The sequence below is a fragment of the Elizabethkingia argenteiflava genome (assembly GCF_009904105.1).
GTDB lineage: Bacteria > Bacteroidota > Bacteroidia > Flavobacteriales > Weeksellaceae > Elizabethkingia > Elizabethkingia argenteiflava.
On record NZ_JAAABJ010000525.1, the window covers coordinates 13,410 to 34,173 of the forward strand.

Genomic DNA, 20,764 nt, shown 5'->3' on the forward strand with positions numbered 1-20,764 from the left:
TGATTTCACTATTGCCCTTTTTTTATTTATTTAATGAGGCGCGATTAGTTGTTAAAATATAGTAAAAATCGTTATATTTGCGCCTTATAATCCATAAAAAACATTCGTTAAATCATAAAAAAATGCAAGGAAAAGGACTCATTACCACTATTGCTATTATCTTGGGATTGATATGCATTAATGAACTCCTGCCTACTTTCTATGTAAATAGAATCGAGAAAGAAGCATCTGCAATTTCTGGAGGCAATGAGATTAGGTATAAAAAAGAATTAGAAAAACTATCCAAAGACACTCTTAATCTGGGGTTTACAAAACTGGATTATCGTTCTGCCAAGGAAAAAGAAATGAAGCTAGGGCTCGACTTAAAAGGCGGAATTAATCTTTTATTGGAAATTAATCAGCGGGATCTAATTAATGATTTAACCAATTATTCTTCCAACCCTATTTTAATAGAGGCGTTAAATAGAGCGGATATTGCTCAAAAAACTTCTACCAAAACTTACATAGAGAATTTCTTTATACAGTTTGATGCTGTGAATAAGGAAAAGAAAACAGATATAAAACTTTCTAATACTGAAATTTTTGGGAATCAGAAATTAAGTGATCAGATTAAGTTTAATACTCCAGACAGTGAGGTCAAAAGGATTATTTCTAAGAAAATAGAGGCTTCAGCAAGCTCTGCTTTTGAAGTCATTCGTACCCGTATCGATAAATTAGGCGTAACCCAACCCAATGTACAGAAAGTGCCAGGGACTGGGCGTATTTTAGTTGAAATGCCAGGTATTAAAGATATAGACAGGGTGAAAAAGCTATTGCAGACTTCTGCAAGGCTCCAGTTTTGGGAGGTGCAAAGCATTGAGGAGATAGCCCCTTACTTCCAGAGACTGAGCTCTGTTGTCATGAGTAAGGGAGACTCTATAGGGATTAATAGAAATATGAATCTTATGAGTACCTTGAATTTGCAGCAAGTCATGTCTGGGGTAGCCAAGGTGAAACTATCTGATACGGCCACTGTAAATAAATTGTTAAACAGTGTACAGGCCATTAAAACTCGACCTGCTAATCTTAGATTCACAAAATTTATGTGGGGGGCAAAACCCGAATCTGAGGCACCCGATTATCTCACATTATACGCTATTCGAGGGACAGTGAATAACAAAGCGCCTTTAGATGGTGCTGTAAAAGAGGCTCGCATCAATTACGATCAATTTGGAAGGATTGAAATAGGGATGCAAATGGACTCTGAGGGTACCAAGATCTGGAAAAGTCTTACCGAGAAAAATATGGAAAGGCCTATCGCGGTAACTTTGGATGAAAACGTTTATACAGCACCAAGGGTAAATGCTGTAATCGCGAATGGCAGCTCTGTCATCACGGGTAATTTTAGCCAGCAAGAGGCGAATGATTTAGTAGATGTATTAAACTCTGGGAAACTCCCTGCTACGGCCAAAATCGTTCAGGCAGACGTAGTGGGACCTTCTTTGGGTGCAGAGTCTATTCATGCAGGGGTCATTTCCTTTATAATTGCCTTTGCGCTTATCATGGTTTACATTATTTTCTATTATGGCATGGCTGGTGTTTATGCTGTAATCGCTATGGTTATCAACTTGTTTTATGTATTTGGTATTATGGATTCCATCGATGCAACCCTTACTTTACCGGGGATTGCGGGGATTGTTCTTTCCATGGCTATGGCTGTAGATACCAATGTTATTATATACGAACGGACAAAAGAGGAATTATTTGCCGGGAAAAACATCCTAGAAGCCTATAAAGATGGATTTAAACACGCATTATCTGCGATTATTGACGGTCATGCCACTACTTTACTAACCGCTTTGGTATTGTATGTATTTGGTACAGGACCAATCAAAGGCTTTGCGGTAACCTTAATCATCGGTATTTTGATGACTTTCTTTACCTCAGTTGTTTTATCCAGGGTTATGATTTTCAGTAGATTAACTAAAGGTAAAACTATTTCGGTATGGACAAAATTCTCCAAAAATCTGTTCAGGAATATCTGGATTGACTTTATTGGCAAGAGAAAATGGTCTTATCTCTTCTCCGTTGTTTTAATGGTTATATGCCTGGGATCTATATTTGTAAAAGGTTTTAAATTTGGTGTAGACTTTAAAGGTGGGAGGAGCTATGTTCTTAGATTCGATAAACCAGTGGTAGCATCCGATGTCCAGAAAGATTTACTTTCCCTGTTTAAAACTCAAGATGGGAAAGAAGAATCTGTAGATGTAAAGACTTTTGGAAATTCCAATCAGATAAGAATCACCACCGATTATAAAATTGAAGATGTTAGCACCAGTGTAGACGTTGAAGTTGAGCGTAAACTCTATACAGGATTGAAAAAATACCTTCCAGAAAATGAAACTTTTGAAGTATTTAGAAACTCCGATGCAGAACATGCGGGAATTGTATCTTCTACAAAAGTAGGACCTACCGTTGCCGACGATATTAAAATTCATGGAAGCTTAGCGGTATTGGCAGCTCTATCTGGAATTTTTATCTATATTTTAGTGAGATTTAGAAGGTGGCAATTCTCGTTGGGAGCAGTAGCAGCATTGTTCCACGATGCGGTCGTAATCTTAGGGGTATTTTCCCTATTTTATACCATTGCACCTTTTAATATGGAAATCAATCAAGATTTCATTGCAGCGGTGCTGACCGTATTAGGTTATTCCATTAATGATACGGTTATTGTATTCGACCGTATTCGAGAATACTTACGCGAACGAAAATCCATCAGTCTGGCAGGATTATTTGATGACTCTATCAGCAGTACATTAGGAAGGACTTTCAATACATCCTTCACTACCATATTGGTAATACTTGCGATTTTTATTTTTGGAGGCGATAGCATGAAAGGCTTTATGTTCGCCTTATTAATAGGTATAGGCTTTGGAACTTATTCCTCCATTTTTATTGCATCTGCAATAGCTTATGACTGTATAAAAGGAAGAAGAAAAGATGCACCACCAGTGCATGAATTACACACCTAAATAAAAGCCCCCTAACAGGGGCTTTTATTTATTTAATCTTCTAAAGATCATGGAAAAAAGCACAACAAATAAGGCATTAGGATTTATATTTATTACCTTGCTTATTGATATTACGGGGTGGGGCATTATTATTCCAGTGATTCCCAAACTGATTGAAGAATTGATACAAGGCAATATTAGTGAAGCATCCAGGTATGGAGGCTGGCTTGGTTTCGCCTATGCATTTACCCAGTTTATATTCGCACCCTTTGTCGGAAATCTGAGCGATCAATACGGGAGAAGACCGGTTATTTTAATCTCGCTCCTAGGTTTTTCTATAGATTATGTACTGTTGGCACTTTCGCCTAGTATTCTATGGTTATTTATAGGGCGCGTGATCGCGGGCATGACAGGAGCGAGTATTACCACGGCCAGCGCTTATATTGCCGATGTCAGTACCGAAGAAAACAGAGCTAAAAATTTTGGAATCATCGGGGCTGCTTTTGGAGTAGGTTTTATTATAGGTCCTGTATTAGGGGGCATCTTGGGACATTATGGTTCCAGAGTGCCTTTTTATGCAGCGGCTGTTCTTTGTTTGGTAAATTTTATTTACGGTTATTTTATTTTACCCGAGTCGCTCTCCAAAAGCGACAGGAGATCTTTTGAATGGAAAAGAGCCAATCCCATCGGAGCTTTGATTATGCTGAAAAAATATCCTCAAGTTTCGGGATTAGTAGTAGTGATACTATTGGTGTATATCGGGACGCATGCTGTAAATAGTAATTGGTCTTTCTTTACCATGTATCAGTTTAACTGGCAGGAAAAAGAAATCGGTTTATCGCTAGGCCTCGTAGGCTTATTAACCGGTTTAGTTCAAGGTGTGCTCATCCGGTGGATTACACCCCGAATAGGAAATGAAAAAAGCATATATTACGGATTGGGTTTTCTTAGTATAGGAATGTTATTGTTTAGCTTTGCCTCTCAAGCTTGGATGATGCTGATATTTTTGATCCCTTATTGTTTGGGAGGAATCTGTGGACCTACCTTACAAGCTGTAATTTCGGGTAGAGTGCCCCCTCAGGAGCAGGGAGAACTGCAAGGAGCGCTCACCAGTTTAATCAGTGTAACCTCTATTATAGGACCTCCTTTAATGACCAATTTGTTTTTCTTTTTTACGCAGCCTTCAGCGCCTTTTCATTTCCCAGGTATTCCCTTTTTTATAGGATTCCTCATGTTGGGAGGCTCTACATTTATTGCTTATAGTCATTTCAGAAAAAACAAATAAAATAAAAAAATCTTTTGTAATTTTGACATATGGAACTTAGTATAGGAGAATTACTGGTGGTGGCATTGGTCATCGTGGTATTATTTGGACCCGATAAAATTCCCAGCATAGCGCGTGAATTAGGCCAGGGTGTGCGTAAAATGAAAGGTGCTATGGAGGAGATTAAAACCGAGATACTTAAGGAAGCGGATAATCCTATCTCAGATATTAAAAAAGAAATAGATCAAGTAAGGCAGAGCGTGGCCGATATACATCCTATGCAAGAGGTTAAGCAACCAATAGAGGAAGTTAAAAAATCCTTAAATACAGGTGTTAGCGATCCTTTATCTGTATCGGGTAAAGAAAGTCAGGCATCGTTGGAGGAGGATAAGAAAATAGATCCCTTGAGTGATGAGCATTTAGGTCCAGTGAGTCGTTAGCCATGGAGAAGATTATTCATTATGATAAAGAACTTTTATTGTATCTCAACGGTTTAGGTTCCTCAGATTTCGATTTTTTTTGGCTCCATCTTACGAATCCTTGGTTATGGATGCCTTTTTATGCATTTCTTTTTTGGTCGCTGTATCGGCGATATTCTATAAAGAATCTGCTATGGGTTCTTGTCTTTATAGCACTCGGGGTTACGATAAGCGATCAGTTAGCCAATGTTTTTAAATATGGTTTACAGCGTCTAAGACCTTGTCACGATCCAGAGCTTATTCATTTTATGAGGCTGGTGGAGTGTGGGGGAAGCTACGGCTTCTACTCTGCTCATGCGAGTACAACTTTCTTTTTGGCTACTTTTTTATCTTTTTTACTCAAACGCTATTATCGCTTTTTACCTTATATTTTATTTGTTTGGGCGGGTATAGTCTCTTACAGCCGCATATATTTGGGTGTTCATTTTCCAGGTGATGTTGCAGTGGGCATGGTAATGGGGCTTTTATTGGGAAGTTTAGGAGGCTTTTGGATAATAAAATTAGTAAAATTAAGTCTTCCAATAGATAATCGGATACGGATGTAAGTCCGCTGGGACCACTTTTTTATTTTATTAAGCCTGCTCAAATCACTTAAACCGAATTTATAAAGATACACTTAGGAGGCTGTTTTTCAATTTTTGTATTGTTATCGCTAAGGCTTGGGCAAGATGTATACTTTGTTTTTAAAGGAGAAATAAATTGTAAAGGCACTTGTTTTTACAAAAAATCTATGAAAACTAAACATACTGAATCTTACGCCATGCTCGCAACAAGAAGATACCGTAAAGTCCCTATGATAGAAATCCCCCAAATCAACATTAAACGCTACTTCAAATTTTCTAGCGATATTCTTAATATCCGCATTCCCATTATCAAATACGCCCTGTACATTAAGTGCATAGATCAATTCTGTTAGCGCTGTTTTGCTTGCTGTCCAATTTAAGGAAGAACCATTATGTGTTTTTTTCTGGATATTACTATTCAAGGGATTTTCCAAGTAAACTTGGATCAAATCGTTAGCAATAATTTTAGCCACCTTATAATCATGTGAAGTGGAAAAATAATGGTTAGCTTCGAAATAAAATGCATCAAGGCATAACTTGATATCGTTTTTACCTCTAATAAACAACATTTCATCCAGATAGGAATTGTTGGTGCGGTAATATTTATAAAAATCAAGATTGTTGTCGAAGAATTTCTTAAGTTTTTTTTATTCTTTAGTGAGACACTTTTTCACAAGCTTTGTTCCGTTAGGCTTCTTTGTCTCAATCTTATATATTTCGTTGTAGTAAATAAGCTGGGAAACAATAGCTGGCTTTTGATGTTTGAAAAATCGGATTTCCTCGTTTACATCCTTGAACCTACGTTTTAAAATAAATGCTTTTATATCAGAAAGGCATTCGATAATGAGGTGAATAACAGCTTCAATACGGAGTAAAGAATAATCATTTTCTACTTCCAATTCATTGATAGATATTTGCAATTTATGAATCGCTTCGTTGTAAAATTTTTCCATGCGTTAATTGAAATGTCGGAGTTATTGTTTCCAAGGAAATCCCAAAATATCTGGTTTTTCCTCTTCATCAATCCTCTTTTTAGTTATTAATTGAAAGATTGAATGGTGAATAGGGATGGTGAATGTCTTCCAAATAATTATAAAAAACAATCCATTAAAAACTATGGATAGCTTCCATTTTTTTATACATAAACAGTCATTCATCATACACTAAAATTTTCCAGAATTTTTATGATATCTGACTTTTCATGATCCATAATACAATAAATTGAAGAAAAATCACTTAGAATAGCACCTTGATAATAAAAATTTAGTTATGGATAAAGTTAAGGAGTGCAATCAAAAAGCATATAGTACTAAAAGTGCCAAAAACATCACTTATCAATGCTTTGCCTTTAAATTATCAAGAGTATTTTCTGGAGAATATAGAAAAGTCAAAAAATGCTATCAAAATTCACTGAATAAGTCTGGGTAGCACATATATTCTTGATAATGTTCAAAACAATATAAATGCGTCCCGAAAAGTGACATTCTTTTGCTTTTATGTGCTGTCAATTAACTCTTTATTATAGTTAATTTTACATATAATTCTAAGTTTTGATGAGCGGAAATTCATATTATACTGATCAAAAGATATGCTATGATGTTGATGAAAATCGAGCATCGCAAGGATCTAATTCGCATAATTGGGATTATGTGCCTTCAATCTTACGTGTTGAAAACGGGATGTTTATTCCGAAGATGAAAGGTATCGAAAATGCACCGCAGCAGATCAGGCAGCTTATCCAGATGTTCGAAGAAGAGCCATGGTCATTGATGCGCAAAAAATCCTTTTATGAACATGCCCTGTTTATGGAGGGCTATGAGGACGATGCGGAAATCGTTCCTTTTTCTGAATATTTTCCCGTTTACCGAAGTATGGACATAGCACAGCTCAGAAGCTACTTTACTTTTAGGAGACTGTTACGGCAAGGGGAATATCTGAATGTTCCATTGTCCTACATCTTCGTCTACATCTACGAGATATTAATGCAGATAGGTGTAGCAAACCCAGAAGTTGGGCTGGAAACACTTAAGAATCTGAAGATAGCCTATGGACCTAGTCAACCCAAACTAATCCGATATCTGGATCTTTGGATGCAAGATTATGTTGTTTATTATGGACTGACAAATCGTTTCGATGAATTTTTTGCTCAAGAAAAGCAGGAAGATGACCTTGCATTATTGCTATCAAGTTATAGAGAGGTTGACGAAAGCGCGTTATTCGAAACAGCATGCGCAATCTCCTCCTACAAGATCAAGAACGGAGCGTTATTTAAAAAACACCCAAATGATGTGGTCTCCGTAGTAGCACGAACCATTAAGGCCATTGTTCCTATTTATGAGCAAAGATTTAGGCAACCAATCGAGCATCTTTGTCTGGGACTAAGAAAGCGAAGCCCACATCCCATGTTTGCATCTGCTGTATTCTTTAGACCCGACAGCCCGAAAGAAAAGACCGTCAATATATCCCTGCGACGGAGTTATTATTGCAAGGGAGGATTATGGTCGATGGATACATTCCGAGAGAAAGTTTTCCCAAAAAAAGGAGATCTTATCAGTCTTATTTTACATGAGACCGACCGGAAGTTACGGATCAGTATGAATATAAAATCTTCAATGATCGGAAAAATGTCCGACCCTATAGTTGAAAATGCCATTCAGCAGGAGATAAATAGCTACTTTCAGGAAAAAGCTGAAGAAGCGCGTCCCAAGATAAAGGTTGATTTTTCTAAATTGGATAAAATAAGATCTGACGCAGCTGTCATAAGAGATGCGCTTCTGAGTGAAGAAGATGTGGAAAAAGATCTAGTTTATTCAGAAGAACAGCCCGCCGGCACTACGAAAATAACGGATGAACCATCGGCAACCATGGAAAATAAATCCATGTTTTCCAAGGATGAGCGGGAATTTCTACACTTGCTTTTAAATGCAGGTGACTGGAAGAACTACCTCCGTGGTATCCGTCTGCCTATCGGTGTTATAACCGATAGCATAAATGAGAAGACAATGGAGGATATTCAGGATATTCTCATCGTTTATGAAGGTGATGGTCCTACCATACTCAATGATTATAAAGACTATATTATCAGCAATATATAGAATAATTTGAAATGACAGATAACAATAAACAAGGAAACAATAATAAAGTTACTATACCGCGGAGGATTTCGCAATCCTTATTAAATTCTCTGAAGGGCGGTGTTGTGCCCCGTGTGGGTTTACCCTATATCACGGTAGGCAGAAGGAAGGAAATGGAAGCGCTGTTGCATGATGCCGAGATTGTCAGTGAGGGTGGTGCCTCTTTCCGTATGATCTTAGGTAAATATGGCAGTGGAAAATCTTTTCTTTTGCAAACCCTGCGAAATTATGCTATGGACCGGAACTTCGTGGTAGTGGATGCCGACCTATCCCCCGAACGACGCCTTTATGGCAATAATGGTCAGGGATTGGCCACGTATAGAGAGATGATCAAGAACATGAGCGTTAAGACAAGGCCTGAAAACGGAGCATTAACAATGCTTCTTGACAAATGGATCGATTCGGTGCAGACCGAAACGGCCGAGAGCTCCGGTATCAGCCCAGAAGATTCTGTTTTTTCCGAGAAAGTAGAGCAGAAAATTTTTGCTGTAATCCACTCGATGCAGGATCTGGTTCACGGTTTTGACTTTGCGAAATTGCTGACCATGTATTACCGTGCCTTTATACAGGGTAATGACGATCTTAAATCGAAAGTTCTTAAATGGTTCCGAGGAGAGTATACGACGAAAACCGAGGCCCGGCAGGAACTTGAGGTGAATGTGATTATCACCGATGATGACTGGTACGATTATTTAAAACTATTTGCTTTTTTCTTCCGTCAGGCAGGTTATAAGGGAATGATGGTATTTGTGGATGAATTGGTTAACCTCTATAAGATCCCGAACAGCATCGCCCGACAATATAATTATGAGAAAATCCTCTCGATCTATAATGATGCGCTACAGGGCAAGGCCCAATATGTTGGTATAATCATGAGTGGCACACCCCAATGTGTCGAAGACTCGCGTCGGGGGATATATAGCTATGAGGCATTGCGTTCGCGTTTGCAGGAGGGGAAATTTACCCAGCAGGGGCTTCAGGATATGCGTGCACCGGTACTCCGGCTTCAGCCCCTGACAAGTGAGGAGATGATGGTGCTCACAGAAAAAATAGCAGACATCCACGCCAGCCTTTACAATTACGAACGGAAACTAAAAGACACCGATCTATTGGATTTTATAAAGATTGAGTTTGGAAGAATCGGTGCAGAATCCAATATTACTCCGAGAGAAGTGATACGGGATTTTATTGAACTGCTCGATATCCTTTCCCAGAATCCTGAAAGTGACATTAAAACGCTTCTTAATTCGGAATCATTTGACTATGCCAAACCGGAAGCGCAAAATAAGGCTATTGATCCCCTGTTCGCAAAATTTACATTATAATACAATCGAGATTCGCGAATTACGAATTTACTTATGGACGCTTTTTCCCGATATTCACCATCAATAAGGCAATATATCTATCAGAACGGCTGGAATCAGCTGCGTGCAATTCAGGCAGCAGCAGGAGATGCGATATTCAATACCGATGAAAATGTTCTTCTGTCTGCCTCCACAGCTTCGGGAAAGACCGAAGCAGCTTTCTTTCCTATCATTACCTTTATGCAGGAAGATCCCCCCACATCTATAGGTTGTCTGTATATTGCACCATTAAAGGCACTTATCAACGATCAGTTCATCCGTTTAAACGATATCTGTGAGGAGAGCGGTATACCCGTCTGGCATTGGCACGGCGATGTTTCACAGTCGCGGAAAAAGAAAATGATGAAAGATCCGTCAGGGATATTGCAGATCACACCAGAGTCTCTTGAAGCAATGTTATTACACCGTCACTCACAGATCCCACACCTTTTTGGAGACCTGCGTTTTGTTGTCATTGACGAAATTCATTCTTTTCTAAGAGGTGACCGTGGCGGGCAAGCCCTGTGCCTGATCGAAAGATTGTCGCGCCTAGCCGGCGTCAATCCGAGGAGAATAGGTCTTTCTGCAACCATAGGAGATACCCAGATCGTGGGTGAGTATCTTTCGGCAGGAAGTGGTAGAGGAACGGTGATACCCCGTATTCAGAGCGGGGGGATGGAATGGCGTCTGTCCATGCAGCACTTCTTTACGAACGGGGCACAGGCAAATGAGAAATCTGCTAAGGAAAACAAAGGTATTGATGCTCCGGAATCTCCAACGGATATAGCTCCGAAAAATGCAGATCCGGGTATAGGTTATATTTTTGAGCACACCAGAGGTCATAAATGTTTTGTTTTTTCCAATTCACGTGAAGAGTGCGAGGTAGTTACAGCTACGCTTCGCCAGTATTGCGATGTTAAACACGAAAGAGACCGGTTTCTTATCCACCACGGTAATCTGTCGGTATCCTACCGTGAAAGTGCGGAAGATGTAATGAAACAAGACGATAGCCTTGTCACTGTCTGTACGACTTCTACATTGGAATTAGGGATAGACATCGGTCGCTTGGAGCGGGCCTTTCAGATAGATGCGCCGTTCACAGTTTCCTCTTTCCTGCAACGGATGGGAAGAACCGGCAGGCGAAATGCACCTTCTGAAATGTGGTTTGTGATACGTGAGGATCATGCCGAAGCCAGAGCCCTTCTTCCGGAGACGATCCCTTGGAAACTGCTTCAGGGCATCGCACTTATCCAGCTGTACCTAGAGGAGCGATGGGTTGAACCACCCCGGACCGGACGCCTGCCCTACAGCTTGCTGTATCACCAAACGATGAGCACACTTGCTTCGGGTGGTGAAATGACGCCTGCCGAGCTTGCCTCCCGCGTGCTGTCATTAAATTATTTCGGTAATATAACAGCTGACGATTTTCGGGTACTGTTGCACCATCTGATCAGTACGGACCATCTTCAACAAACCGAGAATGGGGGACTCATCTTAGGACTGGCGGGCGAACGTATCGTTAACAACTTTAAATTTTATGCCGTTTTTCAGGAGAATGAGGAATACAGTGTCCGATGGGATTCCGAAGAATTGGGTACCATCGTAAAGCCACCGCCGCTAAATGATAAGATAGCCATTGCAGGACGTGTATGGGTTGTAGAGGAAGTGGACCATAACAGCCACGTGGTGTATTGCCATCCAGTAAAAGGAATTGTGCCTGCCTACTTTGGTGACGAACCAGGGGATATTCATACCAAGATACTGGAGCGCATGCATCTCTTACTTCAACAAGATCAGATTTACCCATATCTGCTTAAAAATGCAGTAGCAAGGCTTACCCAAGCACGCGATATCGCTGCAAGATCCTTCCTTGATAAAAAACCGTTAATACCACTTGGTGGTAAGATGTATTGCTTGTTCCCATGGCTCGGTAGTTATGCATTTCTAGCGCTGGAGCGTTTTCTGCGCATAAAATGCGGACCCGTTTTGGGGCTTAAAGGATTTGACTCGAAACGTCCTTATTATATCCAGTTTACCATGAATGTCAGTGAGCGGGATTTTTACCGTGTTATGGAAGAAGAGATAAATAAAGATATAGACCCAATGACATTGCTCTATCCGAAGGAAGTGGCGGTATTTGATAAATATGATGACATCCTGCCAGAGGATCTTACCCGAAAAGGCTTTGCGATGGGTGTTCTGGACGTAAAAGAAATGAAGCAACGGGTAATAGGTTGGTTGGACAATACTTAAAGCACGATAAAATATAGTGAAAAGTGACACTTTTGTCGTTTTTAGTATTGTGTTTTAGTCTGTAAATAGCAATACTTTTAAAGAAATATACATCTCAATATATGAGTATACATTCAGATACTTTGGAGTTTTTAAAACTTTTGGCAACAATGAACGGGAATGGTTTTTTCAGCATAAAAGTTTATATGAGGCTGCGCATAAAAATTTCATCAGCTTTGTTAATGAAGTTATTAATGCCTTTGCAGAATCCTACCCTGAAATCGGTAATCTGAATGCTAAAAGCACTTTGTTCAGAATTTATCGTGACATACGCTTTTCACCCAACAAAGACGCTTTCAAAATAAACTTTGCAGCAACTCTTGTGAAAGAGAGAAAAAAAACAGTTGACCGCGCGGGTTATTACATCCATATACAACTGGGGAACTGTATGCTTGCCGGAGACATATATATTAAAGATAAGAAATCATTGGTTGCCATCAGAAAAAAAATAAGTACTGACCCAGATGAATTTTTGAAAACAATTGAAAATAAATATTTTATCGATAACCTGATTATGCATGGAGATACACTGAAGAGAGTTCCTCGAGGCTTTGATGAAAAAGATCCCATGGTCGCTTATCTCAAGTTGAAAGAATTTGTGATTTATCACGCACTCCCGGATGCCGAGGTTGTATCACCCTCGTTTGTGTCTAAATGTTGCAAAATTTTTAAAGCAGCCAAGCTTTTCAATGAATTTATCAATGAGGCAATTATTAACTATTATCATTCGGAACATAACAATTAATATTAAATAAAATGGAAAATTTAAGCAAAACTCTTACAAGTGACAATATAGAAAAAATCGCTAAGGCAGATGACTTTCATATCGCTCCTCTTCGCGCAGATGGTAAAATCTATGGAACTCCAATTTTTATTTGGTCTGTGTCAGTTGGTGGAAATCTATATTGCAGGGCATATAGTGGCGTTGATTCCAGCTGGTATAAGGCTGCCGTAACTTATAAGGAAGGTAAAATCAAAGCATTGGGGTTGGAAAAGATAGTACGTTTTGAAGCCGAGAAAGATGCTGAAATAAACTCATTGATTGAAGCTTACAGAATAAAATACAAATGGGATGAATATCTGGATGATATGGTGGGTAAAGTTCCGAAAAATGCTACAGTGAAAGTAATATCCGGGGAATAAAACGAAGTTAAACTACAGATCCGTTCAGCAAATGGCTGGGCATTCCGTACGCGAAAGCGGAACTTTTCAGAAAACCAATCTTACTTCCATTTAATCCCGACCTGCCTTACGACCAGAAAGGGCCAGCACCATTGCAGATCGGAGATACGGGCTGGCTGGAAGCCGACAATCGCTTGAGCGAGGACTGCCTGAACCTGAATGTCTGGGCACCTGAGCACGCCGGAAAAAAGCCGCTACCTGTTCTTGTATATATCTTTGGAGGAGACTGGGAAGTCGGGGCTAATACCCAAATCACCTCAAATGCTTCCGGCCTTGCCGCAACCGGTCGTGTCATTGGTGTATCATTGAACTATCGACTGGGTCCATTTGGTTGGCTTTCACTTTCCCAATACGGTGGTGTATTCGCTGACGCCACGAACCTTGGTCTACAGGATATTATTACTGCACTGAAATGGGTGCGCGAAAACATTGCCCGTTTCGGAGGGGACCCCGAGAACGTGACCGTGACAGGTCACAGCGCGGGCGCTTTTTCTACCCTTGCCTTGCTTGGCGCAAGATCAGCCGATGGTCTTTACCACCATCTCGCTGCGTTCTCAGGTATGGATTCCCGTCAGGTGCCTGCCTAGGGAGCATAAGACCGTGCCATAGCGGTGCTGAACGAACTAGGAATCAAGGACAACCCGGAGCAGTTGTTGAACATTGAGGCAATGGTGCTTGAGCAAGCGATGAGCAAGTCCCAACTTACAGACCCGGGTGCACGTCACGGAATCGACAACAATGTTATCGCCGTTGTAGATGACCACAACCAACTGGGAGGTATCATTTCACAACATCCACTAAGTGTGCTCAAATCAGGAAGTCACCGGAACATCGACATCCTGTTGAGCAGTACCACACATGAGACCGACTGCTGGGTTCTTCACAAAACCGAGGAATTCGATCCTGGCAGCATCGAAAGGCTCATCAGGGAATTCGCTACGACCAACCGAATTCCAGTCAGTCGTGCCCGCTCTATCATTGCTGCCTACGACGTAAATGGACGAACGCCTGTACAGACCCGTGGAGCATTGCTCACAGACTTCTCCTTTACACTGACACACGTCCGTGCCGCACTTGCTCATGCTGCTGCAGGAGGAAGAGCATATCTGCTTTGTGTTGGAGAGGTTGAGGGTGCACATGCGGTTCATGGTACTGAGATGTATGGTATCGTTGGGCAGAAATGCCCCGAACAAAGCGATGAGCAGGCCATACGTGACACCTTTGTCCGTGATGCTATACTTGACTTCGCTACTGGAAACTACGACCAACTTTGGGATCCTGTCTCTACAGAACCGACTTCAATATAGGCAATCCTCCTTATGATCCAACAACCCACGCCAGAGAAGTCTTTCAAATCTTCGAGGGTATCGAACGTCCTTAAAAACCGTTCGTTAATTAAGATTAAGATCACTTCAAATGAGGTGGTATTAACCTAAATATTCCTGTTGTACCATTTTAGGTTTAAAACCAATGGAACTGCTTAACTATTAATATGAGGTAACGTTAATAACGCAATTTTTTGAAATTAAAGAAAAGAAAAACTTACACCAATTTACATTGGTTTATTAAGGCCACTAGCCTTACTCCTCAATTGCTATTTCATAAATCTTCGACCAGTTTTTATCCGAAACCAGCATGTTGTCTCCTTTAAAAGCAATCCCATTCAGAACATGATCCCTGTCTTTTGTTGTTCTAACATTAGTAATTTCAGTAAAATCAAATTTCCCTACGACTTCTCCGCTTGATGGATTGATCTTAAGTACTACTGGTTGGAACCAAACGTTTGAATATAGGTATCCATCATCAAATTCCAGCTCATTTAGTTGGTCGTAAAGGTTTAGGTAACCTGCAACTGAAATGGTCCTGATAATTTTTGAAGGATTTTCAACGTCCAGAAAGAACAGATTGTTCGAACCGTCTGTGGCTATAAGATTTTTACCTTCAAATGTTAGTCCCCAGCCCTCACGTAGTTCAGTTGGTATAGTAAATTCAGAAATTTTCTGAAACGTAGCCTTATCATAGATGAACCCTTTTCTATTTCGATAAGTCAGTTGATAGATATTATTCCCAACGACTGAGCATCCTTCAGCAAATATTTCAGGGGATAAATTTACAGTTAAGATGGGATCCGTACTTCCTAGGTTATATTTTATTAATTTGGAAACATTGGTTAGTCCAACACTTTCATAAACCGTATCGCCTTCCAAATATAATCCTTCTAAAAAGTGATTCGGGTCGTAAGGATATTCCTTCACTATTTTATAAGGTATAATTTTTTCAGGATTTGTCGCAAAAACTTTGATTGTCGCATCTTGAGTTATTTCACTCCCACTTTTTAATTTTATTTTATACGTAATAAAGTTAGTCCGAGTTTAAATAATTGTGGATTTATAGTAAGTTCAGAAGATTCTACATCACCAAAACTGATAGAAATGCTTTCTGCATTCTCAGCGACTTCATTAGGAAGAATAATTTTATCACCAAAATGATAACCTTTGTTAATTACAGAGGTAGTATAAGTTGATAATGAATCTGAATTTTTTTTATCATTGTTAGATGAAACAAATAGAAAAGAAGCTAATATTATTATAAATTTTGAAACTTTCATTGATTTTAACGTGTAATGGTTTTGATTAATTTTTTAGGTGATTTACTTTGTATTTTTTTATTTATAATGTTGCCATCTTAAAAATCATAAAGATTGTATCAATAAGAATATTATTATGGTTCAAAGTTGATCCCGGCTTTTCGAGCCTGCCAGGCTTGAAGTTTTCGCTCTATGTTGTATTCTTTACCACCTTTTAAAAATAAGGCTCCTGTTTGCTTGAAAACAAAAGAAACATTGTTCTGAACGCAGGCGTCTCTGATCTCCGTTACCCAATCATAATTACAGGCACGGGCTTTATCTCCGGATTCTCCGCCAACAATCACTTTATCAATCCAATTCCCTTGTAAAAGTTCCGACAGGTTAATAGGTCCGAGAAGAGGTTCACAGATTATAGATTTGTGCTTAAATGGAAGTTCCTTAAAAGGAGGGAGCCGTAACTCTGCTTGTTTCTGATTTTCAACGGAACAAAGAATACTAACATTATTGTAGCCAGAACCCCAGTCATCGGGCAAACATTGTAAAACCCGATCTACCCTTTTGGTGGCCATCGAAAAAGTGAGGTCTTTACGCTGGTCAATCATTTTCCAGGCATCAGCACGCCAATCGTCCGCTTCTTCAATAAAGAAGTCAGATGTAAAACAGGTCCACACATGTTCACCAGGGGTAATTTTATATCTACCGTCTCTTTTTCTTTTTACAGGCAGGTCAAAATTTTTGGTTTTGTATACATTTTTACTGTCAATACCGTACAAGGAATCCCTGCGAAAGACATAACAGTTTTTACAGCCTTCACTTATTTTGATACACCCGTGCCATAAATTCCATATTATCGACATATTGAAGCGCTGATTTTATCTATTTTTCTTCGTCATGCCTGCCTTAACAAGTGTGTAAGATTTCTTTATGAGATCCTTCAGCATTTCCTCCGACACTTTGCCATTTAGAGCAACGCTGATCCAATATCTCTCACTCAGATTGAACGGTTTTTGGATACCCTCATGCTGCCTGAGTTCCTCGATAACTTCGGGATCACATTTTAACGTGCAACAATCGAATGTATCGATATCAAAAAAACAGAACATTTTCTTTCCTACGTAAAATACGAGTATAGATCTTGAGTTCTTGAAAAATCCTTGGAAGGGCATCCCTTCATGGGTATCAGGAAATGAAAGACAGAATGCTCTAAACTCTTCTATATTCATGTTTTTGACCAGATTAAGATTTCTCTTGTAATGATTGCTGGACTTTAAGCGGTAAACTTTTCACTATCAGTTCGTAGGATTTTTTGACAAGTTCCGCTATTAGAGTATCAGGCACATCGCTGTTAAAATAGGCACTGATCCAGTGCTTCTTGTTCATATGGTATCCGGGCTTGATGCCCTGGTATTTTTTCTGAAATTCTTTTGATTCTTCGGGATCACATTTTAGATCGCAGAAATCAAATTTGTCGATGTTCACAAAGCAGAACCATTTGTCTGCTACATAGAATACGAGCAGATCCTTATCATACTGAGAGGTTGCTTTTTCAAAGGGAAGCTTTTCCATGGCACCGTCAAATGAAAGACAGTATTTTCTGAAGGTTTCTATATCCATAATTACGTATTTTTAGAAGTTTTATTTCCAATGCGGAACTCTTTTGGTTTTAGGCCTGCGGACCTTTTGAAAAAACGTGTAAAATAGCTGGGCGATTCGAATTTAAGCTGATTGCTGATCTCAGCAATTGACATGTCGGTAAAACTGAGCAAGTTTTTTGCTTCCTGAACAATCTTATGAGCAATATATTTTTTGGAAGTTGTACCTAACAATTCCCGTACTATCTTATTGAGATAATTGGCTGATATAAATAGCTTGTCGGCATAGAACTGAACATCGTGTATTTCAAGATAATGTTCTTCGACCAGATTTATAAATCCCTGAAGGTGCCTATTGTTATGGTATTCGGATAAAGCATCTATAGCCTGTCCTTTCTCTATATTGTTCAACTTGGCCAGCACCAGATATACCAATGCCCTGATGACATGTTCGCTTATGTCTTTTACCTGTAATTCATTTCTGATTTTTGTGAACAACTCTAAAATTTCGGTAAATAGTTCTTCACTGGGTCTGAGCAGTGGGGATAAGCGGTCAGCTTTTAAAAAGTTGAGCTCTTTCAGATAAAGCTTATTGATAAAAAAGGATTGAAAAAAATCTTCTTCGAAGACTAGTGCAAAACCTTCCAAAGCTGTATTTCTTTCCCATGTCCAAACATCCCCAGGAGTTGAACAAATCACGTCCCCGCCTTGTACAAGTAATTTGTTCTGATTGATGGTTATGTATTCGGATCCTTCTGTAATAAATGTGAGATCAAAATAAGTCAGCCTATGTGTTGGTGTTTTCTGAATATATTTTCTGAACTCTGAAATCGCGACAACATCCGCCAGTAAAGGCGCTCCATATTTTTTTCTGAAGAAATTGTACTTGTGAATGCTTTTCATAATATGTTGCGATAAACCTTTACAAAGGTAAAGCTAGTTGACAAACTACACTAGATCCATAAAGCAAACAATTTTAAAAACTTCAAAGGTAAGTTTATGGAATTAAAGCATTTTGTCGCCTAGCAAGAAACTATACGATGTCTTTTAACTTACTAAAATCCTTGTCCATCGGACGGATGATTGACCACGTTGAGTGAATAGCATACCAATTTCCATCTTCTTCTTTCTGAAAAACTTCGATGCAGTTGTATTCCATATCTAACAGGTTTGATTTAGCAAAAAGCTGATAGGTCAAAACTGCCATATCTACTCCTATTTGTACACGAGGACTGCGAACTTCATAACTATTGGCTGACAGTTTGCCCTCAACTCTCTGGAAAAGATCGGACATTGATTCAAAATCTTCCAAACGCTTTGTTTCCACGGCATCAAAATAGGTAAAACTTTTCTTGGACCAAATTTGGCCATATCCTGATGTATCACCTTTGAACCACTTTTCTAAAGCAGCTTCTTCCAGGCCAATAATATGAGCCGCAATTTGTTTTTCTTCTTCATTTTTGTACTGCCACACAGCATTTATTTCTGTGGTTCCCATTATTAATATATTTTTTTATAATACAAAGTTACTTCATAATAAATGGGTAGACGAGAATTTATAAAACCAAAAATGTCACTTTTCGTGACTTACTGAAAAATCAACAATCCTGGTGAAGTTATGTTCAAAAACATATTTATTGATGAAGAACTAAATAGGATGATTTATCTTTTATATAGCATTCACTCTCTTAGCATTCATTACTATATTAAAAAAAGATTAGTAAAAAGAAAAAATAAGTAAAATGGTTAAAACCTTTGCTATACAAGACTTTATAAAAGTTGTAGTCTAAGTTCGGAAGTCGGTGTCTGATAGGTTTTGGGCTTAAAATGAAAAGGTTAGGTTACTAATTCGTTACCGATTTATAAAAGTAACGGTATAGATTAACCGATTGTATTTCAGTGTTTTGCATTCCTTTCTACATTTCCTTGTAATTCAATGTAATTTAATTTTAAACGTTAAACATTTGAGTTATGGAGCAGACAAAAAAATCGACGTTCAAACTTCTTTTCTATCTGAAAAATAACGAACTAAAAAAGAACGGTAATGCGCCAATTATGGCATGTATTACCATTGATGGAATCCCTAAAAACTTTCGGAACAAAGTTATAAATAAACTCGAATAACTGGGATTTGAAATTTGGAAGGGTTGGGGCTAAGAGTGCTCAGGCCTGGAGCATTCGTGGGCGTATCGACAAGATTTATGAAGATATGCTAAAGCACGATGGATTTGTTACCGCCCAAAAAGTAAAACTATTCTTTTTAGGTGTTGGTGTAATGGATGATACAATATTAAAAGTCTTCAATGACCAAAATGAGCATTTTAAAATACTGGTTGAAAAGGAAGAACGATCCCAAAGGACTTATTACAAATATAGCAAAGTTTACAATCATCTTTCCACCTTTATAAAAGAACGCTATCATTCGTATGATATTACTTTCCGAGAATTGACTGGAGACTTTATCCGAGAGTTTGATTTTTATCTTCGTTACCATTTGCAGTGTTCACATAATACTGTTTGGGTTTACATGATGCCTGTACTAAGTCTTGTTAAATTGGCTATGAAAAAAGGCTTGATACGTGATAATCCATTTCAGGATTATGAAATCAGTATGGAAGAAACTGATCGAGGTTATATTCTGAAAGAGGATGTAGAAAAGCTGATGATGTGTGTACCTCCACACCCACGGTATGGGCTTGTTAAAGACCTTTTTATTTTCAGTTGCTTTACCGGACTTGCTTATGTAGATATTAAGAAACTGACGAAAAGTAATATTCAATTCTTCTTTTGACGGTCATCAATGGATTATAAGCAGGAGAAAGAAATCAGATATTGTTTCCAATATTAGAATAATGGAAATTCCAAAACGCATTATTGAGAAATATCAGGGAACTAAAAGGAATGAATTTATTTTTCCGGTTTCGGTCAATGTTACCTCCAATACACATGTAGGGAAATTGATTGAAAAAGCCGAAATTATTACGAAACAAAAAGTTACTTTCCATACGGCAAGGCATACTTTCGGAACTATGTTTTTAACCGAGGGCGTACCGCTTGAAAGCCTTAGCAAAATGATGGAGCATAAAAATATCTCCACTACACAGATTTATGCTAAAATCACAAGTCAAAAAATCAGCAAAGATATGGACTTGGTAGCCCCAAAATTTCAGGAAATAGAAAATGAATTCGTCAATACTTAATCTGACATTTATAATCAAATTAAATAACTTTAAAACAGATTAAGTATTATGACAACACAACAAAAAATCATCAAAAACAAGTTAGGCGTACTTGAATTAGCACAACATTTAGGAAATGTATCCAAAGCCTGTAAAGTA

The 20,764-nt window shown here is 38.7% G+C and carries 19 protein-coding genes and 2 pseudogenes; 13 read left to right on the forward strand and 8 right to left on the reverse strand.

Annotated elements, in window-relative coordinates; all coding sequences use genetic code 11:
• Window positions 1-122: 122 nt before the first annotated feature.
• From secD to GNY06_RS08505, 4 genes are read left to right on the forward strand one after another with little or no spacing between them, the layout of a single operon-like run.
• Window positions 123-3,011: a protein translocase subunit SecD gene (gene secD, locus GNY06_RS08490; protein WP_166519684.1), complete on the forward strand. Its 2,889-nt coding sequence runs from the start codon at window positions 123-125 to the stop codon at window positions 3,009-3,011.
• Between the two features lie 49 nt (window positions 3,012-3,060).
• Complete coding sequence (locus GNY06_RS08495) at window positions 3,061-4,275, forward strand: TCR/Tet family MFS transporter (protein ID WP_166519685.1); 1,215 nt, start codon at window positions 3,061-3,063, stop codon at window positions 4,273-4,275.
• 29 nt (window positions 4,276-4,304) lie between these two features.
• Window positions 4,305-4,694, forward strand: coding sequence for a Sec-independent protein translocase subunit TatA/TatB (locus GNY06_RS08500; RefSeq protein ID WP_166519686.1), 390 nt, complete (start codon window positions 4,305-4,307; stop codon window positions 4,692-4,694).
• 2 nt (window positions 4,695-4,696) lie between these two features.
• Window positions 4,697-5,278 (forward strand): phosphatase PAP2 family protein, encoded by a 582-nt coding sequence (locus tag GNY06_RS08505; protein ID WP_166519687.1) that lies wholly within the window; start codon window positions 4,697-4,699, stop codon window positions 5,276-5,278.
• Window positions 5,279-5,385: 107 nt separating this feature from the next.
• Here GNY06_RS08505 and GNY06_RS08510 read toward each other — a convergent pair.
• Window positions 5,386-6,249 (reverse strand): annotated as a pseudogene (locus tag GNY06_RS08510) (RteC domain-containing protein).
• A gap of 600 nt (window positions 6,250-6,849) precedes the next feature.
• Here GNY06_RS08510 and GNY06_RS08515 point away from each other — a divergent pair.
• From GNY06_RS08515 to GNY06_RS13745, 7 genes and pseudogenes are all read left to right on the forward strand, one after another.
• Entirely contained in the window at window positions 6,850-8,391 is a 1,542-nt protein-coding gene (locus GNY06_RS08515; protein ID WP_166519688.1) for a TerB N-terminal domain-containing protein, read from the forward strand.
• Window positions 8,392-8,402: 11 nt separating this feature from the next.
• Entirely contained in the window at window positions 8,403-9,755 is a 1,353-nt protein-coding gene (locus tag GNY06_RS08520; protein WP_166519689.1) for an ATP-binding protein, read from the forward strand.
• A gap of 33 nt (window positions 9,756-9,788) precedes the next feature.
• Window positions 9,789-12,026: a DEAD/DEAH box helicase gene (locus GNY06_RS08525; RefSeq protein ID WP_166519690.1), complete on the forward strand. Its 2,238-nt coding sequence runs from the start codon at window positions 9,789-9,791 to the stop codon at window positions 12,024-12,026.
• A gap of 97 nt (window positions 12,027-12,123) precedes the next feature.
• On the forward strand, window positions 12,124-12,810 hold the full coding sequence (locus GNY06_RS08530; protein WP_317163777.1) for a DUF2461 domain-containing protein: 687 nt from the start codon (window positions 12,124-12,126) through the stop codon (window positions 12,808-12,810).
• A gap of 11 nt (window positions 12,811-12,821) precedes the next feature.
• Window positions 12,822-13,208: a DUF2255 family protein gene (locus GNY06_RS08535; RefSeq protein WP_166519691.1), complete on the forward strand. Its 387-nt coding sequence runs from the start codon at window positions 12,822-12,824 to the stop codon at window positions 13,206-13,208.
• A 32-nt stretch (window positions 13,209-13,240) separates the two neighbouring features.
• A pseudogene (locus GNY06_RS13740) lies at window positions 13,241-13,834 on the forward strand (carboxylesterase family protein); the annotation flags it as partial.
• A gap of 24 nt (window positions 13,835-13,858) precedes the next feature.
• Complete coding sequence (locus tag GNY06_RS13745) at window positions 13,859-14,554, forward strand: carboxylesterase/lipase family protein (RefSeq protein WP_212995100.1); 696 nt, start codon at window positions 13,859-13,861, stop codon at window positions 14,552-14,554.
• A gap of 273 nt (window positions 14,555-14,827) precedes the next feature.
• On the opposite strand, the gene GNY06_RS08545 is transcribed toward GNY06_RS13745, so the two are convergent.
• The 7 genes from GNY06_RS08545 to GNY06_RS08570 form a co-directional block, all read right to left on the reverse strand.
• Entirely contained in the window at window positions 14,828-15,502 is a 675-nt protein-coding gene (locus tag GNY06_RS08545; protein WP_317163774.1) for a glutaminyl-peptide cyclotransferase, read from the reverse strand.
• 86 nt (window positions 15,503-15,588) lie between these two features.
• The gene (locus GNY06_RS14870) at window positions 15,589-15,855 is read right to left on the reverse strand and encodes a hypothetical protein (protein WP_317163775.1); all 267 of its coding nucleotides are present in this window, start codon (window positions 15,853-15,855) and stop codon (window positions 15,589-15,591) included.
• A gap of 113 nt (window positions 15,856-15,968) precedes the next feature.
• Window positions 15,969-16,691 (reverse strand): DUF5131 family protein, encoded by a 723-nt coding sequence (locus tag GNY06_RS08550; protein ID WP_166519692.1) that lies wholly within the window; start codon window positions 16,689-16,691, stop codon window positions 15,969-15,971.
• Between the two features lie 15 nt (window positions 16,692-16,706).
• Window positions 16,707-17,057: an MmcQ/YjbR family DNA-binding protein gene (locus tag GNY06_RS08555; protein ID WP_166519693.1), complete on the reverse strand. Its 351-nt coding sequence runs from the start codon at window positions 17,055-17,057 to the stop codon at window positions 16,707-16,709.
• 13 nt (window positions 17,058-17,070) lie between these two features.
• Entirely contained in the window at window positions 17,071-17,448 is a 378-nt protein-coding gene (locus GNY06_RS08560) for an MmcQ/YjbR family DNA-binding protein (RefSeq protein ID WP_166519694.1), read from the reverse strand.
• A gap of 2 nt (window positions 17,449-17,450) precedes the next feature.
• Window positions 17,451-18,329 (reverse strand): helix-turn-helix domain-containing protein, encoded by an 879-nt coding sequence (locus GNY06_RS08565; RefSeq protein ID WP_166519695.1) that lies wholly within the window; start codon window positions 18,327-18,329, stop codon window positions 17,451-17,453.
• 130 nt (window positions 18,330-18,459) lie between these two features.
• Complete coding sequence (locus GNY06_RS08570) at window positions 18,460-18,924, reverse strand: nuclear transport factor 2 family protein (protein ID WP_166519696.1); 465 nt, start codon at window positions 18,922-18,924, stop codon at window positions 18,460-18,462.
• A gap of 633 nt (window positions 18,925-19,557) precedes the next feature.
• Here GNY06_RS08570 and GNY06_RS15695 point away from each other — a divergent pair.
• Both GNY06_RS15695 and GNY06_RS15700 read left to right on the forward strand, forming a co-directional pair.
• Window positions 19,558-20,217, forward strand: coding sequence for a site-specific integrase (locus GNY06_RS15695; protein WP_449390396.1), 660 nt, complete (start codon window positions 19,558-19,560; stop codon window positions 20,215-20,217).
• Between the two features lie 61 nt (window positions 20,218-20,278).
• Window positions 20,279-20,626, forward strand: a complete 348-nt coding sequence (locus GNY06_RS15700; RefSeq protein ID WP_449390397.1) for a tyrosine-type recombinase/integrase — start codon at window positions 20,279-20,281, stop codon at window positions 20,624-20,626.
• The last annotated feature ends 138 nt before the right edge of the window (window positions 20,627-20,764 follow it).

Bases quoted from the DNA above. Each gene is read 5' to 3' on its own strand.
- GNY06_RS08505 (WP_166519687.1), top strand. From the start codon at position 4,697: ATGGAGAAGATTATTCATTATGATAAAGAACTTTTATTGTATCTCAAC.
- GNY06_RS08550 (WP_166519692.1), bottom strand. From the start codon at position 16,691: ATGTCGATAATATGGAATTTATGGCACGGGTGTATCAAAATAAGTGAA.
- GNY06_RS08495 (WP_166519685.1), top strand. From the start codon at position 3,061: ATGGAAAAAAGCACAACAAATAAGGCATTAGGATTTATATTTATTACC.
- GNY06_RS15700 (WP_449390397.1), top strand. From the start codon at position 20,279: ATGGAAATTCCAAAACGCATTATTGAGAAATATCAGGGAACTAAAAGG.
- GNY06_RS08565 (WP_166519695.1), bottom strand. From the start codon at position 18,329: ATGAAAAGCATTCACAAGTACAATTTCTTCAGAAAAAAATATGGAGCG.
- GNY06_RS14870 (WP_317163775.1), bottom strand. From the start codon at position 15,855: ATGAAAGTTTCAAAATTTATAATAATATTAGCTTCTTTTCTATTTGTT.
- GNY06_RS08515 (WP_166519688.1), top strand. From the start codon at position 6,850: ATGAGCGGAAATTCATATTATACTGATCAAAAGATATGCTATGATGTT.
- GNY06_RS08570 (WP_166519696.1), bottom strand. From the start codon at position 18,924: ATGGGAACCACAGAAATAAATGCTGTGTGGCAGTACAAAAATGAAGAA.
- GNY06_RS08525 (WP_166519690.1), top strand. From the start codon at position 9,789: ATGGACGCTTTTTCCCGATATTCACCATCAATAAGGCAATATATCTAT.
- GNY06_RS08535 (WP_166519691.1), top strand. From the start codon at position 12,822: ATGGAAAATTTAAGCAAAACTCTTACAAGTGACAATATAGAAAAAATC.
- GNY06_RS08520 (WP_166519689.1), top strand. From the start codon at position 8,403: ATGACAGATAACAATAAACAAGGAAACAATAATAAAGTTACTATACCG.
- GNY06_RS08500 (WP_166519686.1), top strand. From the start codon at position 4,305: ATGGAACTTAGTATAGGAGAATTACTGGTGGTGGCATTGGTCATCGTG.
- GNY06_RS08555 (WP_166519693.1), bottom strand. From the start codon at position 17,057: ATGAATATAGAAGAGTTTAGAGCATTCTGTCTTTCATTTCCTGATACC.
- secD (WP_166519684.1), top strand. From the start codon at position 123: ATGCAAGGAAAAGGACTCATTACCACTATTGCTATTATCTTGGGATTG.
- GNY06_RS08560 (WP_166519694.1), bottom strand. From the start codon at position 17,448: ATGGATATAGAAACCTTCAGAAAATACTGTCTTTCATTTGACGGTGCC.